The 14,975-nt window shown below is 56.1% G+C and carries 12 protein-coding genes and 2 pseudogenes; 11 read left to right on the top strand and 3 right to left on the bottom strand.

What is annotated here, in order from left to right:
- Positions 1-48: 48 nt before the first annotated feature.
- Together B9P63_RS19155 and B9P63_RS06260 are read left to right on the top strand one after the other, a co-directional pair.
- On the top strand, positions 49-192 hold the full coding sequence (locus tag B9P63_RS19155) for a hypothetical protein (RefSeq protein ID WP_176219111.1): 144 nt from the start codon (positions 49-51) through the stop codon (positions 190-192).
- Positions 193-591: 399 nt separating this feature from the next.
- Complete coding sequence (locus B9P63_RS06260; RefSeq protein WP_176219110.1) at positions 592-1,275, top strand: Hint domain-containing protein; 684 nt, start codon at positions 592-594, stop codon at positions 1,273-1,275.
- Positions 1,276-1,284: 9 nt separating this feature from the next.
- Here B9P63_RS06260 and B9P63_RS06255 read toward each other — a convergent pair whose 3' ends face one another.
- A complete protein-coding gene (locus tag B9P63_RS06255; protein WP_085307684.1) occupies positions 1,285-1,785 on the bottom strand; it encodes an Lrp/AsnC family transcriptional regulator in 501 nt (166 codons plus the stop codon).
- Positions 1,786-1,986: 201 nt separating this feature from the next.
- Here B9P63_RS06255 and trxB point away from each other — a divergent pair, with 201 nt between their 5' ends.
- The 9 genes and pseudogenes from trxB (at position 1,987) to B9P63_RS06210 (ending at position 11,741) form a co-directional block, all read left to right on the top strand.
- Entirely contained in the window at positions 1,987-2,931 is a 945-nt protein-coding gene (trxB, locus tag B9P63_RS06250; protein WP_085307683.1) for a thioredoxin-disulfide reductase, read from the top strand.
- Between the two features lie 172 nt (positions 2,932-3,103).
- Positions 3,104-5,182, top strand: a complete 2,079-nt coding sequence (locus B9P63_RS06245; protein ID WP_085307682.1) for a bifunctional sulfate adenylyltransferase/adenylylsulfate kinase — start codon at positions 3,104-3,106, stop codon at positions 5,180-5,182.
- A gap of 133 nt (positions 5,183-5,315) precedes the next feature.
- Complete coding sequence (gene doeA / locus B9P63_RS06240; protein WP_085307681.1) at positions 5,316-6,491, top strand: ectoine hydrolase DoeA; 1,176 nt, start codon at positions 5,316-5,318, stop codon at positions 6,489-6,491.
- 3 nt (positions 6,492-6,494) lie between these two features.
- Positions 6,495-7,484, top strand: a complete 990-nt coding sequence (gene doeB / locus B9P63_RS06235) for a N(2)-acetyl-L-2,4-diaminobutanoate deacetylase DoeB (RefSeq protein ID WP_085307680.1) — start codon at positions 6,495-6,497, stop codon at positions 7,482-7,484.
- A gap of 91 nt (positions 7,485-7,575) precedes the next feature.
- The gene (locus B9P63_RS06230) at positions 7,576-8,820 is read left to right on the top strand and encodes an NAD(P)/FAD-dependent oxidoreductase (RefSeq protein WP_085307898.1); all 1,245 of its coding nucleotides are present in this window, start codon (positions 7,576-7,578) and stop codon (positions 8,818-8,820) included.
- Between the two features lie 11 nt (positions 8,821-8,831).
- A pseudogene (locus B9P63_RS06225) lies at positions 8,832-9,176 on the top strand (type 2 periplasmic-binding domain-containing protein); the annotation flags it as partial.
- 67 nt (positions 9,177-9,243) lie between these two features.
- A complete protein-coding gene (locus B9P63_RS06220) occupies positions 9,244-9,936 on the top strand; it encodes a TRAP transporter small permease (RefSeq protein WP_085307679.1) in 693 nt (230 codons plus the stop codon).
- Positions 9,933-11,232: pseudogene (locus B9P63_RS06215) on the top strand (TRAP transporter large permease). Before B9P63_RS06220 ends, B9P63_RS06215 begins: the two are co-directional and overlap by 4 nt.
- A 2-nt stretch (positions 11,233-11,234) precedes the next feature.
- Positions 11,235-11,741: an aspartate/glutamate racemase family protein gene (locus B9P63_RS06210; protein WP_176219109.1), complete on the top strand. Its 507-nt coding sequence runs from the start codon at positions 11,235-11,237 to the stop codon at positions 11,739-11,741.
- Between the two features lie 257 nt (positions 11,742-11,998).
- Here the strand turns inward: B9P63_RS06210 and B9P63_RS19150 are convergent, their stop codons facing one another.
- Both B9P63_RS19150 and B9P63_RS06195 read right to left on the bottom strand, forming a co-directional pair.
- Positions 11,999-12,331: a hypothetical protein gene (locus tag B9P63_RS19150; RefSeq protein WP_085307678.1), complete on the bottom strand. Its 333-nt coding sequence runs from the start codon at positions 12,329-12,331 to the stop codon at positions 11,999-12,001.
- 290 nt (positions 12,332-12,621) lie between these two features.
- The gene (locus B9P63_RS06195) at positions 12,622-14,907 is read right to left on the bottom strand and encodes an adenosylcobalamin-dependent ribonucleoside-diphosphate reductase (protein WP_085307677.1); all 2,286 of its coding nucleotides are present in this window, start codon (positions 14,905-14,907) and stop codon (positions 12,622-12,624) included.
- Positions 14,908-14,975: the final 68 nt, after the last annotated feature.

The following is a 14,975-nucleotide window of genomic DNA, read 5'->3' as shown; positions in this document are numbered from 1 at the left end:
AACTGATGCCAGTTCGTAAACAAAAATCAGCATTAGGCAGGATTCGTCATGAAACCCAAGGCACGCTTTATCGCATCGATCGTCAACACGGCAAAAACTGAAATGCCCGCCCTTCCATTTGCGCGCGGCGCACGTCGCACGGCCTTCATCGCCAAGCGCACGAAAGACGCGCCAGCGCTCAAGTCCGCCTGACATTAGACAATTAGCCCTGCAACAGGGCCTACGCACCGCCGCGATTCGGCGTTGCCTTTTGTGTGAATCGCCCACTTTTGGGCAAGATTGTGGCAGCTTTGCCTTTTTGTGGCGAAACAGTCTGCGTGTAATGAGTAAGATTGGTGATCAATAATGACAAAATTTTCATAAATTTTGACACTGCGACTGCGGTCGTACATTCATATTACAGATTTGAAGTGACTTGTCCTTCTGTCGTTGTCGGTGGGGGCCGACGCGGTTGTGACTTACCTAGAGACAGGTATTCGCATGGCTATTGACCTCTCTCCCGCATTGCGGGCTGACAACACATATTCCCTCCCGATCAAGATCGATCGGTTTGCTCATTCACAAGAGCGATCTCAGCGCACCCAGCCTCTCATGCGCAAGTTCGAGATCGCTGTTCTCCTTCCCTGCGGGGCGGCGCGCACCTCTCATCACCTTGCGCCTGCCACGGATCTTTTCGAGGCGAGTAGCTCCGCCTTTGCACGCGGCACGCTCATTTCCACGCCAAGCGGACCTGTAGCCATCGAAGACCTTTATCCTGGTAATCTGATCGACACAGTCGGTGGAAATCCTGAACCTCTGGTTTGGATCGGCTCGACCAGCTTTGCGCCTTCGCAAAACCTACCCAATACGTCGATCAAAGGCCTGATGCGACTTATAGCAGATGGCTATTCCAAGTCTGCAGCGCTCGGTGATCTGATGCTAGGGCCAAACGCGCGCTTACTGCAATCGCGCCCTGCGCTGGAGCAGTTGATCGGGGTGAAATCCGTGCTCACGCCCGTGCGTGATCTGGAGGACGGGCATTCCGCGTTTCTCGTCACGCCGCCCAGCGCCGTGCGCCTGTTCCATTTGCGTCTGCCGCGCCATACTGCGATCTACGCAAGCGGGCGTCCTGTGGAAACCTATCATCCCGGGAAGGGCGTCGAGGATCTTTTGGGCGAGAACATGCGGACGCTGTTCCTGTCGCTCTTTCCCGACATCGAGAACTTCGAAGACTTCGGGCCCCTCGCCTATCCGCGCATGTCCAAAGAGACGCTCGAAAGCCTGACCCGCAGTTAGACGGCCCGCCTATTCGCTTTTGCTTAACCGCGCTTCGAGCACATCAAAAGGCACGCCCGGTTCATCCTTGGCACCCCGAATGACCAGCGAAGTTTTGACGCTGCCCACGTTAGGCGTCGTCAATAAATCGGACGTTAGAAAGCTCTGAAACGAACTCAGATCGGGCGCGACGCACTTCAGGATGAAATCCACCTCGCCGTTGAGCATGTGACACTCACGCACCAGCGGCCAGTTGCGGCATTGCTGCTCGAACGCGCTGAGATCAGCCTCGGCCTGACTTTGCAGACCGACCATGGCAAAAACCTGCACTTCGAAGCCAAGTTCACGCGCATCGACGTCCGCGTGGTAGCCCTTGATGAAACCCGCTTCCTCCAGCGTGCGCACGCGGCGCAGGCACGGCGGCGCGGAAATGCCAACGCGCTTGGCAAGCTCGACATTGGTCATGCGCCCGTCTGCTTGCAGCTCTGCTAGAATTTTCCGATCGATCGGATCAAGGCGCGTACCAGCCATCCGTGTTCCCCTATTTGCATTGCGCGATCTACTACGTTTAACACCGGATACGCAATAATCTTTCGCAATTGCGCAAGAAAATTATCCAAAACAAAAGATACTGCTGCGACGTTCGCAAAACTGTGAACCTCGCGCTTGGCGCTTTTAGCGCGCTCGATTCGCCGCTATAGGAGGGGCGAAATTCAGCGAAGGGCATCCATCATGGCCGATACACGTCACGTCAAAGTTCTCATCATCGGCTCCGGTCCCGCAGGTTATACCGCCGGCGTCTATGCAAGCCGCGCCATGCTTGAGCCGCTTTTGGTACAGGGGATCGAGCCGGGTGGACAATTGACCACCACGACCGAAGTCGAAAACTGGCCCGGCGACAGTGAAGTGCAAGGCCCTGATCTGATGATCCGTATGGAAGCGCACGCCAAGGCAATGGGCTGTGAAATCGTTGGCGATATCATCACCGATCTCGATCTGTCCGAACGCCCGTTCAAGGCCAAGGGCGACAGTGGTATGCTTTATACCTGCGATGCGGTGATCCTGGCGACGGGCGCACGCGCAAAATGGCTGGGCCTTCCGAGCGAGGACAGGTTCAAAGGATTTGGCGTTTCGGCCTGCGCCACTTGCGATGGTTTCTTCTATCGCGGACAGGAAATCGTTGTGGTCGGCGGCGGCAACACGGCCGTGGAAGAAGCGCTGTTTCTCACCAATTTCGCCTCCAAAGTAACGCTTGTGCATCGCCGCGACGAGCTGCGAAGCGAGAAAATTCTCGAACACCGCCTGCTTAAGAACCCCAAGATAGAAACCCTCTGGTTCCATGAAATCGAGGAGGTCTATGGCACCGATGCGCCGCTAGGCGTCGAAGGCGTCAAGGTCAAACATACCAAGACTGGCGAGATCACTGACCTGCCGTGCAAGGGCGTGTTCATCGCGATCGGCCATGCTCCGGCAAGCGAATTGGTCAGCGACGTGCTTGAAACCCATATGGGTGGCTATGTGGTCACACAGCCCGACAGTACGGCGACGTCGATTCCCGGCGTTTTTGCAGCGGGCGATCTGACGGATCACAAATATCGCCAGGCGGTGACTTCTGCCGGTATGGGCTGCATGGCGGCTCTTGAGGCCGAGCGTTTCCTTGCCGAGGTCGACGAGTAGCGCTTAACCTATTGAATTAAAGTCAAGGACAGCGCCCAGCCTGCACGGTCGGGCGCTTTTTTGTTGCGGATCGGTCACGCCCAGAAATAGCCCCATTTGATTTATTGCGGTGTTCTGTATTTTGCACGATACGAAGTATGTTCACAAATGAACACACTTAAGAGCAAGCCCGATGTACTCAAGCGATTTGAAAACACCGCCACAGGAAGAGGATCAGCTCTTTCGCCTTCTGCGCCAGCTTGATCTGGCGCCGGATGCACCGCAGCGCACAACTGCGGCGGCGCTCAACATCTCGCTTGGTCGCCTCAACGCACTGCTGCGCGGTGCCAGCGATGCAGGTTACATCAAAGTTAGCCAGCGCGCCGGCCCCGACAAACGCCAACGCTTTGCCTATGAGATCACTTTAAAGGGCGCAGCCGAAAAAATGCGCCTCACCGATCAATTTCTAACTCGAAAATTCGCGGAATATGACGCTCTTCACGCCGAACTGACAGGTACGACGAGCGGACTGGAACCTTTCAAGCACAGGACCAAACTTATGCAAAATAACCTTGCCCCCATCCCGGAACTCTACGTCAGCTACGACAGCGCGCAAAAGCTGAAGGTCGAAGCGGCTGAATTGACCTCGCATGATCTGTCCCCACGTCAGATTTGCGATCTGGAACTGTTGATGAATGGCGGCTTCAACCCGCTCAAAGGTTTCCTTGGCGAGGACGATTACAACGGCGTTGTCAAAGATATGCGCCTTGCTGACGGCACGCTTTGGCCCATGCCCATCACGCTTGATGTTTCCGAAGATTTTGCGGCCTCAATTGAGCTTGGTCAGGACATCGCCCTGCGCGATCAAGAGGGTGTGATCCTTGGCACGATGACCGTCACCGACCGCTGGGAGCCGAATAAGGCGCTTGAAGCCGAAAAAGTATTCGGCGCCGACGACGATGCGCACCCTGCGGTCAACTACCTGCACAACACCGCTGGGAAGATCTACCTTGGCGGCCCTGTCACAGGCATTCAGCAGCCGGTTCACTATGATTTTCGCGCTCGCCGCGACACACCTAACGAGCTGCGCGCCTATTTCCGTAAAATGGGCTGGCGCAAAGTGGTTGCGTTCCAGACACGTAACCCGCTGCACCGCGCACATCAGGAACTGACGTTCCGCGCTGCAAAAGAAGCGCAAGCAAACTTGTTGATCCACCCTGTCGTTGGCATGACCAAACCCGGTGACGTCGATCATTTTACCCGCGTGCGCTGCTATGAGGCGGTTCTGGATAAATATCCAAGCTCCACAACCTCGATGTCCCTTCTGAACCTTGCTATGCGCATGGCCGGTCCCCGCGAAGCGGTTTGGCACGGGTTGATCCGCGCGAACCATGGTTGCACTCACTTCATCGTTGGCCGCGATCACGCAGGCCCCGGAAACAACTCGCAGGGCGAAGATTTCTACGGCCCCTACGATGCGCAAGACCTCTACCGCGCGAACCAGTCCGAAATCGGCTGTGAAATGGTTGACTTCAAACACATGGTTTGGGTTGCAGAGCGCGCGCAATATGAAGCGATTGACGAGATCGAGGACAAGGACAACGTCACGATCCTCAATATCTCCGGCACAGAGCTGCGTCGCCGCTTGTCCGAAGGTCTTGAAATTCCTGAATGGTTTTCCTTCCCTGATGTCGTGAAAGAGTTGCGCCGCACCAAACCGCCACGCTCCCAGCAAGGTTTTACCGTCTTTTTCACAGGCTTTTCCGGTTCGGGCAAATCCACCATCGCGAACGCGCTGATGGTTAAGCTGATGGAAATGGGTGGCCGCCCAGTGACGCTGCTGGATGGTGACATCGTTCGCAAGAACCTGTCTTCAGAATTGGGTTTTTCCAAAGAACACCGCGACCTGAACATCCGCCGCATCGGCTATGTTGCGTCTGAAATCACCAAGAACGGCGGCATCGCGATCTGCGCACCTATCGCCCCTTATGCAACGACGCGGCGAGCGGTGCGCGAAGATGTCGAAGCCTTCGGTGCTTTCGTCGAAATTCACGTCGCAACCTCGATTGAAGAATGCGAAAAGCGCGATCGAAAAGGCCTCTACAAGCTAGCGCGCGAAGGCAAAATTAAGGAATTCACCGGGATTTCCGATCCCTATGACGTTCCTGCGGACCCGGAACTCAGTGTCGACACCATCAATATCGAAGTCGACAACTGCGCTCATCAGGTGCTCTTGAAGCTGGAAAGCATGGGTCTCATCGGCGCATCCTAATTGGAGCGAAGCAGTGACACTTCTCAAGGGCGGCCTGCAAAACAGGTCGCCCTTTTGCATTTTTTAGGCGAAAACCGAACATAGGATTTTCAAACCACAGGTAGGGTTTGAGGGACGCAATCAAGGATTCGCCATGCCCGCCCTGTCTTTTGCCCCCGAAGAATATGCCGCCCGCCTTGCCAAAACCCGCGCCGAAATGGCCGCCCGCAATCTGGACGCGCTGTTCATCACCGATCCATCGAATATGGCATGGCTGACAGGCTATGACGGCTGGTCCTTCTACGTGCATCAGGGCGTGCTTTTGACCCATTCGGGCGAGCCGATCTGGTGGGGCCGCGCAATGGACGCGATCGGGGCGCAGCGCACCACCTATCTGAACCATGACAATATTCGTGGCTACGATGATACCTATGTGCAGAACCCCGCCAAACACCCGATGAAGGACCTCGCACGCGTGCTTGCCGAACATGGGCCCGAGCGTGCCACAATTGGGCTAGAGTTGGACAATTACTACTTCACTGCCTCCGCCTTTATGACCCTGACCAAAGCCCTCCCAACGGCGCGTTTCAATGATGCAACCGGCCTCGTGAACTGGCAGCGCGCGGTTAAATCCGAGACGGAAATCACCTATATGCGCCGCGCAGCGCGCATTGTGGAGCGCATGCACGAAGTCGTGCGCGAGCGCGCAGAAGTCGGCATGCGCAAGAACGATTTGATCGCCGACATTTATCACGCCTCCGTCACAGGCGCGGACGGGCATTGGGGCGATTACCCCGCCATCGTGCCCATGGCCCCCTCGGGCATGGACGCCACCGCGCCGCATCTAACGTGGGATGATAGCCCGCTGAAGGCTGGCGAGAGCACGTTCTTCGAGATCGCAGGCGCGCATAAACGCTATCAATGCCCGCAGTCACGCACGCTTTTTCTGGGCACACCGCCGCAGAAGTATCTCGACGCGGAAAAGGCCGTTTTGGAAGCCGTGGACGCGGGCCTAGAGCAAGCCAAACCCGGCAATCTGTGCGAGGATATCGCACTCGCCTTCAACGCGGCGCTCAACAAGCTGGGCTTTGAAAAAGATAGCCGTTGTGGCTATGCCATAGGCCTCAGCTATCCCCCTGATTGGGGCGAGCGCACCATGTCTTTTCGCGCAGGCGACAAGACGGTTTTGCAGGAAGGGATGACTTTTCATTTCATGCCTGCACTCTGGCTCGATGATGGTGGGCTGGAGATCACGGAACCATTGGTGATCACGGAAACAGGCTATGAGTGCCTGTGCAATACCCCCCGTGAACTCGTGATCAAAGGGTAAAGCATGCGCGACAATCCTATATTCAGCACCGTCGATTTTACCCAAGACGGGATACAACACGGCCATTTGCGCCTGCCCCATTCCAGCAATGAAAGCGCCTGGGGGGCAATCCAGATTCCGATCAGCGTAATCCGCAACGGGAGCGGTCCTTGCGCGCTGCTCACCGGCGGCAATCACGGTGATGAATACGAGGGTCCAATCGCTCTTGCCGCGCTCGCCCATGAACTCAGCGCCGTGCAAGTGAGCGGCACAATCCTTATTTTGCCCTACATGAACTACCCTGCTGTGCGCGCCGGAACGCGTGTATCGCCGATTGATGGCGTCAATATGAACCGCGCGTTTCCAGGCCTTCCCGATGGCACGGCATCACAAAAGATCGCCGATTATTTCGAGCGCATCTTGCTGCCCATGGCCGATCTCGTGCTCGACTTCCATTCTGGCGGCAAAACGTTGGATTTCCTGCCCTTCGCCGCGCATCACGTGCTGGACGACAAGGCGCAAGAGGCCCGTTGCCGCGCCGCGCGTGATGCCTTCAATGCGCCTTTTAGCGTTGAAATGCGCGAAATCGATGCGCTTGGCATGTATGACCACGCGGCCGAGGCGCAGGGCAAAACCTTTGTCACGACGGAACTTGGCGGCGGCGGCACTGCGCGCCCCGCCACGATCGAAATCGCCCGGCGCGGCTTGCGCAACGTGCTGATCCACGCGGGCATTCTGGCGGGCGAGCCAGAGTTGCGACCAAGCGTGCAAATGACCCAGCCCGATGATGCCTGTTTTCATTTTGCTATGGAGCATGGGATGATCGCCTTCAACGTCGAGCTGGGCGAGAGCGTTGCGCGCGGTCAGGAACTGGCGCAGGTCTGGGACATTAGCCGCAACGGCGGCGCCCCCAAGATGATCCTTGCCAAGCGCGATGGTATTCTTATCGCGCGCCATCATCCGGGGCTGGTGCAACTCGGCGATTGCGCGGCAGTCTTGGGCGTCGCACTCTAAGGGCAGTTTCAAACCCTGCCCATATGCGCGTTTGAAAGCTCGCGGAAAACATGATCCTCTTAACGCGGAAACGCAGCACAGGATCACCTTCATGAAAATTATCGTCGCAGGCGCGGGCATTGTCGGAGTGTCCAGCGCGATCTGGCTGCAACGTGCGGGACACGACGTCACCATCGTAGACCGCCAAGGCCCCGCAAGCGGCACGAGCCATGGCAATGCCGGCGTCTTGGCCGCCAGCGCCATCATCCCCCTGACGACTCCGGGCCTGTTCAAATCTGCGCCCGGCATGCTCTTGCGCCGCGACTCGCCCCTGTTTCTGAGGTGGGGCTACTTGCCAAGTTTGCTGCCTTTCCTTGTCAAATACATGCGCTATGCCACCGATGCGCATGTGGATTACTACGCGCACGCCATGTCCGCGCTTTTGCACGATTCCTATGACCAGCACATGGACCTTGCCAAGGGCACCCCCGCTGCGCGTTTTGTCGGTGCAGAGGATTATTGCTTTGGCTATACCACCCATGGCGATTTCCTTGCTGACAGCTACGGCTGGGACAAGCGGCGTGCGGCAGGCGCGGTGTTCGAAATCGTTTCAGGGGAAGAGTACGCGCGCGAAGATTCAATCTTCGGCAAGTCCTTTGAGACCGTGGTGAGGTGCAAGAACCATGGTCGTATTTCCGATCCGGGCGCATATGTACAAGCGCTCGCCGATCATTTCGTCTCGAAGGGCGGCACGCTAAAAATCGCCACGATCAATGACGTGGAACTTTCGGGTAAAGCGATCATCGCGCTCGACACCTGCGCAGGCCGCCTTACTGCAGATCGCATCGTGCTCGCGCTTGGCCCGTGGTCCAAAGCGATCGCTCATAAGCTTGGCGTCAAAGTCCCCTTTGAAAGCGAACGCGGCTATCACATCGAATTCATCAACCCCTCGGTGATGCCCAAGAACCCGATGATGATCGCGTCCGGTAAATTCGTGCTGACCCCGATGGAGGGACGCCTGCGCGCCGCTGGCGTCGTCGAATTCGGCGGGCTGGACGCAGGCCCAAGCAAAGCGCCCATCGACATGCTCAAACGTCAGATCGCGCGCCTTCTGCCCGATATCTCCTATGACCGCACGGTTGAGTGGATGGGCCACCGCCCTGCCCCCGCCGATAGCCTGCCGCTGATCGGGGCCAATGATGTGGGCGGAAAAAGCTATAGCGCCTTTGGCCATCAACACGTCGGCTTGACAGGTGGGCCTAAAACGGGCCGAATCATCGCTGATCTGATTGATGGTAAAAAGCCAAACATAGATTTGGCCCCATTTGATCCGCGAAAATTCTCTTCGCACTCGTAAAAGTTTGGGAGGACATTAAACTCTGGGAACATGTGTCGAACTACTACAAGGTTAACGCATGGCTGCCGCGCAACTATGTGATGGTGAACACCCAGGTCTGGGAAGGCCTTGATGCAGAGGTTCAGGCAGGCATCCAAAAAGCAGATGACGAAACCGCTGCAAGCTGCGCTGCGAAATCTGCGGACCTCGCGAATTTCTACTTTGACGAATTGGCCAAGAACGGCATGAAAGTCGAAGACGCGAGCCCTGAGTTCCTTGCAGAGCTTGAGAAAAACGGCGCGAAAATGACGGCTGAATGGTTGGAAACAACTGGCGCTGGCGGTCAGAAGATCCTCGACGCATACAACGCAAACTAAGCGTTTTTGCCAGCCTTTGCACCGCGCTGATGCTGGCAATTTCTTTTTCTAAATTCAAGAGTTTATCATGCGCGACTGCTCGCCTGTCATGGGCCTTCCCCTTTGGGTCTGGCTCTTCGTTCTTCCCAGCTTGATCGCTGTACTTTGCTTCCTCGCAGGCCCACGGCTCGAGCGGTTCTTGCGACCGATCTGGCGCACATTGGACGGTGTGTATTTTGCAAGCGGCGTAGTCGCTGCCTTTTTTATGATTACAATTCTTTTGCTAATCGTTGCGCAAATGGTCGCGCGCTGGACGGGCATCGCCCTACCCGGAACAACCGAATTTGCGGGCTACGTCATGGCCACGACATCGTTCTTCGCGCTTAGCCACGCGATGATACGCGGTGCACATATCCGCGTGTCGATCATCCTTAATTCCACGGCCTTCCTGAGAAAATGGCTCGATATCTTTGCCGTCTTCGCCGCCGCCGTGATCGCCACCTATTTCGCCCGCTACGCTGTCAAAACCAATTTCTTTTCCGAAATGCTGAATGACCGCACACAGGGGCAAGATCAAATCCCTGAATGGTTGGTCAGTCTCTTCAAGCTCGATATCTCCGGCGCTTTGGAGGGCAGCACGAAACTGGTCTTCACACCCGTGTGGATTCCGCAACTTGCCATGTCCATCGGCACAATTCTATTAGCGCTCGCGCTTTGGGACACGCTCATTCGCCTGCTTGTCACTGGCAAGAACCCCATCGTCTCGGAGGCCGTCGAATGACCGAAGCATATGCCACAATCGTCTTTCTGTTCGTGCTGTTCACACTGCTCGGATCGTCTATCTGGATTGGCCTCGCTCTTATGGGCGTGGCATGGGTGGGGATGGAAATGTTCACCCTGCGCCCTGCTGGAGACGCGATGATCACCACCATCTGGACCGGGTCGAGTTCGTGGACATTAACCGCACTGCCGCTGTTCATCTGGATGGGTGAAATCCTCTATCGAACACGGTTATCCCAAGACATGTTTCGCGGATTGGCGCCGTGGATGCGTTGGCTCTCTGGTGGCGTCTTGCACACCAATATCGCTGGCTGCACGATCTTTGCAGCTGTCACAGGCTCGTCCGCTGCGACCCTCACAACGGTTGGTAAATGTCGATCCCAGAGCTGCGCAAGCGCGGCTACCCTTAATATATGATTATCGGCACGCTGGCGGGGGCCGCAACGCTGGGCCTGATGATCCCGCCATCGTTAACCCTGATCGTGTACGGCGTTTCGATCAATGAAAGCATCATCAAACTGTTCATAGCAGGCATCATTCCGGGCCTCGTTCTCGCCAGTCTTTTCATGGCCTACATCATGGCCTGGCACTTTTTACGCCCCGATCAACGCCCCCCACCTGAGCCAAAAATGAGCTCCGCAAATATGCTCGCAGAAAGCCGGTTTCTGATCCCCGTGCTGTTGCTCGTTTTCTCGGTTATCGGCTCCATGTATTTCGGTTGGGCAACCGCAACAGAGGCCGCCGCCGTTGGTGTTATCGGCTCGCTCACCCTTGCCGCTTTTCAACGCTCTCTGACCGCTGGTGTGTTCCTGGAAAGCCTGATGGGGCCACGCGCACATCGGCGATGATCGCGTTGATCCTTATGGGCGCGGCTTTCTTGTCGCTCTCAATGGGCTTTACCGGTTTGCCTCGCGCACTGGCTGCCTGGATCGACGAAATGCAACTTTCCTCGATCACTTTGATCGCGGCGTTAACCGTGTTTTACATCATTCTCGGAATGTTCCTCGACGGAATTTCATCAGTCGTTTTAACTATGGCAATCGTAGTGCCTATGATCCGCCAAGCCGGCATCGACGTAATCTGGTTCGGTATCTTCATCGTGGTCGTCGTGGAAATGGCGCAGGTTACACCGCCCATCGGCTTCAACCTGTTCGTGTTGCAAGGCATGACCAAACACGAGATCGGCTACACCTCCAAAACCGCGATCCCGATGGTCGGCCTTATGCTACTCATGGTCATCATCCTCGTCGCCTTCCCGGAACTGGCGACGTGGCTGCCGAACAATCTAAAACAATAACGATGCCCCATGCCCTAACGGTTCTGCAACTTGATACCGATTTCCCCCGTATCGCGGGGGATGTCGGCGCACGAAAGACCTATTTGGGCGACATCGAAATCTTGCGCATCAAAGCTGCGACAGTGGCGAAAGTGGTCACAAACAAACCACAGGACATCGACATCGCGCCTTTTGAAGCTGCTTTGCACAGCGCAAGTGGAGAGTTAATCGTTACCTCCTGCGGCTTTCTCTCCTATTGGCAAAACCACCTTGCCGCACGCACGCAAAAGCCCTTCATTAGCTCATCTCTTATCGCGCTTGACACGCTTGCGCCGCGCTATTCGCCCGAAGAACTTTTGATCCTCACATTCGACGCACATAATCTCGGCGACGCTCATCTCGGGGCCCACCAAAAATATGCCAGTAGCATTCTTGGACTGCCACAAGACTGTCACTTGCGCCGCGTTATTTCCGAAAACCACGCCCATCTCGATATCGAACGCGCGCAAAACGAAAATCGCGCCCGATAAAGCGAGCGCGCTTAGTGCGCCGCATCATTCAAACGCTTTGCGTCAGCATTCCAGACCATATCCTGCAGACCCCAGACGTCAGACGGAACCAGCGCGAAGCGGCGCCACGTGTCGTAGTGCAGATCGGCCAGAACGACGATCTCTCCGGACGGTCTGTATCAGCTTTCCTGGCGTGGCGCTGGACCACCCTCGTTGAGCGCCAACCAACGCAAAAGTTGATGGCTCACCCGTAGCATCAATGAGAGTCGTCTGCACCGTCAGATGGTGTGCAACGCGGTGCGCCAAATAGCTTTTGCCGATACCAGGGGATCCAACTTAAACCAGCGGATTGAAACGCAGCCCAGGCAGCCCTTCTCGCGCCGCTTGATCCGACGCATGTCCTCTTCATCCACCAAATCGTACGGATAAGTCCAATCTTCGTCCTCCATGCGCCCCGCCTCTATCTCGGTACTTTCGGCCCGCTCGCAGGTGGTCTTGAGGAAGGATGTTAATCGCTTCTCAACATCTCGCAGCTTAGGCAAGTCATCGCTGAAGGTCCGCTTGTGAAACGGAATCGTAGATTGGGCGGTGGTCATGTCGTTACCTTTCATCGCGCAAGGTAGGCCTTGCGCTGCCGCCCAACAATTCGGAACTGTCGGGCTTATGAGTTATGAAAGGTTCCAGAATCTGTGGAACATTTAAGGAATAAACGAAGTGACAACGCAAGCTCGCGGCGGCGCCATGCCTATAGAGCTGATGTTGTAGACGGTCGAAAGCAGAAACCACACAACCCACTGAAAACATTAAAAAACCACCAACCTTAAAAAGGTCGGTGGTTTTTTGGTATGTGTGGAATGGCCAAGTTATGGAGTATCCCACACAAGCACTTCAGATCACAAAACTAGCCGCACTTCGAATGACCACAACTGCCACACGTCATGCAGCCCTCGACCATGCGCAAATCAAATTGCCCACAGCTTGGGCAAGACTTGCCGCGCTTTGGCGTCATCCCGACGACCTGCGCCTGCGGATCGGTCTTGAGACCCATGCCTTCGCCCTCGAGGAAGCCGATTTCGATCATATGCTGTTCCAGCACCCCGCCAATCGCGGCCAGAATGGAGGGGATATACTTCCCGCCAACCCAAGCGCCGCCGCGCGGGTCGAACACCGCTTTTAGCTCTTCCACAACAAATGTCACATCACCGCCGCGACGGAATACTGCTGACATCATCCGCGTGAGCGCAACAGTCCACGCAAAATGCTCCATATTTTTGGAGTTGATGAACACCTCGAACGGACGGCGACGACCGCCAACGATCACATCGTTCACCGTCAGATAAATCGCATGCTCACTATCGGGCCACTTCAATTTATACGTCGCACCTTCCAAGGACTGCGGGCGATCTAAAGGCTCTGTCATGTAGACCACATCGCCGTGCGGGCGCATCGGCTCTGCGTCGGTGTTCGCGATCACTTCGGGCGCGTCCTTCGTCTCGGACACAGTCAAAACAGAGCCGGTCACATCATTCGGGCGGTAGGTGGTGCAACCCTTACAGCCTGTATCCCACGCTTCCATGTAGACCTCTTTGAAGTCGTCAAAGCTGATGTCCTCAGGGCAATTGATCGTCTTGGAAATGGAACTATCGACCCACTTCTGCGCCGCCGCCTGCATACGTACGTGATCAAGCGGGGCAAGCGTCTGCGCGTTCACGAAATAGTCGGGCAGCTCTTTATCGCCAAACTTGTCGCGCCACATTTGCACAGCGTAATCAACAACTTCCTCTTCCGTGCGCGATCCGTCTTTCTGCAAAACCTTGCGCGTGTAGGCGTAGGCGAACACAGGCTCGATGCCAGAGCTGACGTTGCCCGCATAGAGGCTGATCGTACCTGTCGGCGCAATCGAGGTCAGCAAAGCATTACGAATGCCATGCTCGCGAATGGCCTCGCGCACATCCTCGTCCATGTCCATCATCGCGCCACTGGCCAGATATGCCTCAGCGTCAAACAGCGGGAACGCGCCTTTTTCCTTGGCTAATTCGACCGACGCCAGATATGCGGCACGGGCGATCGCGTGCAACCATTCGTCCGTTTGACGTGCCGCTTCCTCAGAACCATAGCGCAGGCCAACCATCAAAAGCGCATCCGCAAGACCCGTCACGCCAAGGCCGATCCGGCGCTTCGCCTGCGCTTCACGCGCTTGCGCTTCCAGCGGAAATTTCGACGTATCAACGACATTGTCCATCATGCGCACGGCCGTCGCGACCAATTCGTTCAGCGCAACAACGTCAAGCGATGCTTCCGCTTCAAACGGGTCCGCAACAAGGCGTGCCATGTTGATCGAGCCCAGCAAACACGCGCCATAGGGCGGCAAAGGCTGCTCACCGCATGGGTTTGTTGCCGCGATCGTTTCGCAATAACCAAGGTTGTTGGCTTTGTTGATGCGGTCGATAAAGATCACACCTGGCTCGGCATAATCATAAGTACCTTGCATGATTTTGTTCCACAGATCGAGCGCGCGCACAGTACGGAACACTTCGCCGTCAAACTTCAACTCCCACTCGGCATCTGCTTTCACCGCTTCCATGAAGGGGTCCGTGATCAACACAGATACGTTGAACATCCGCAAACGCGCGGCGTCTGATTTGGCTGTGATGAAATCCTCGATGTCTGGGTGATCACAGCGCATTGTCGCCATCATCGCACCGCGGCGCGAGCCGGCTGACATAATCGTGCGGCACATCGCATCCCACACATCCATGAAGCTCAGCGGCCCGGAGGCATCCGCCGCCACGCCCTTCACATCCGCGCCCTTGGGACGAATCGTAGAGAAATCATAACCAATGCCGCCACCTTGCTGCATGGTTAGCGCCGCTTCTTTCAACATCTCAAAGATGCCACCCATGGAATCGGGAATCGTGCCCATGACGAAGCAATTAAACAGCGTCACATTACGCGCTGTGCCCGCGCCTGCGGTGATTCGACCTGCGGGGAGATACTTAAAGTCTTCAAGTGCCGCGTAAAACTGCTCTTCCCAATGTGCCGAATCATTTTCCACGCGCGCAAGGTCTTTCGCGATGCGTCCCCAGGTATCCTCGACCGTTGTATCAATGGGTGTTCCACCCGCTTCCTTAAAGCGGTACTTCATATCCCAAATTTGCTCGGCGATTGGGGCAGCAAAACGGTTCATCAGGCGATTCCCTTGGTTGGCGATTGATTAAGTCAGACTACTATATTCATGGTCCTTGGCGAACAATG

It is taken from the genome of Planktotalea arctica, assembly GCF_002105285.1.
Classification (GTDB): domain Bacteria; phylum Pseudomonadota; class Alphaproteobacteria; order Rhodobacterales; family Rhodobacteraceae; genus Planktotalea; species Planktotalea arctica.
The sequence above is the reverse complement of the archived record's forward strand: the minus strand, read 5'-3'. Positions and strand labels throughout refer to the sequence as shown.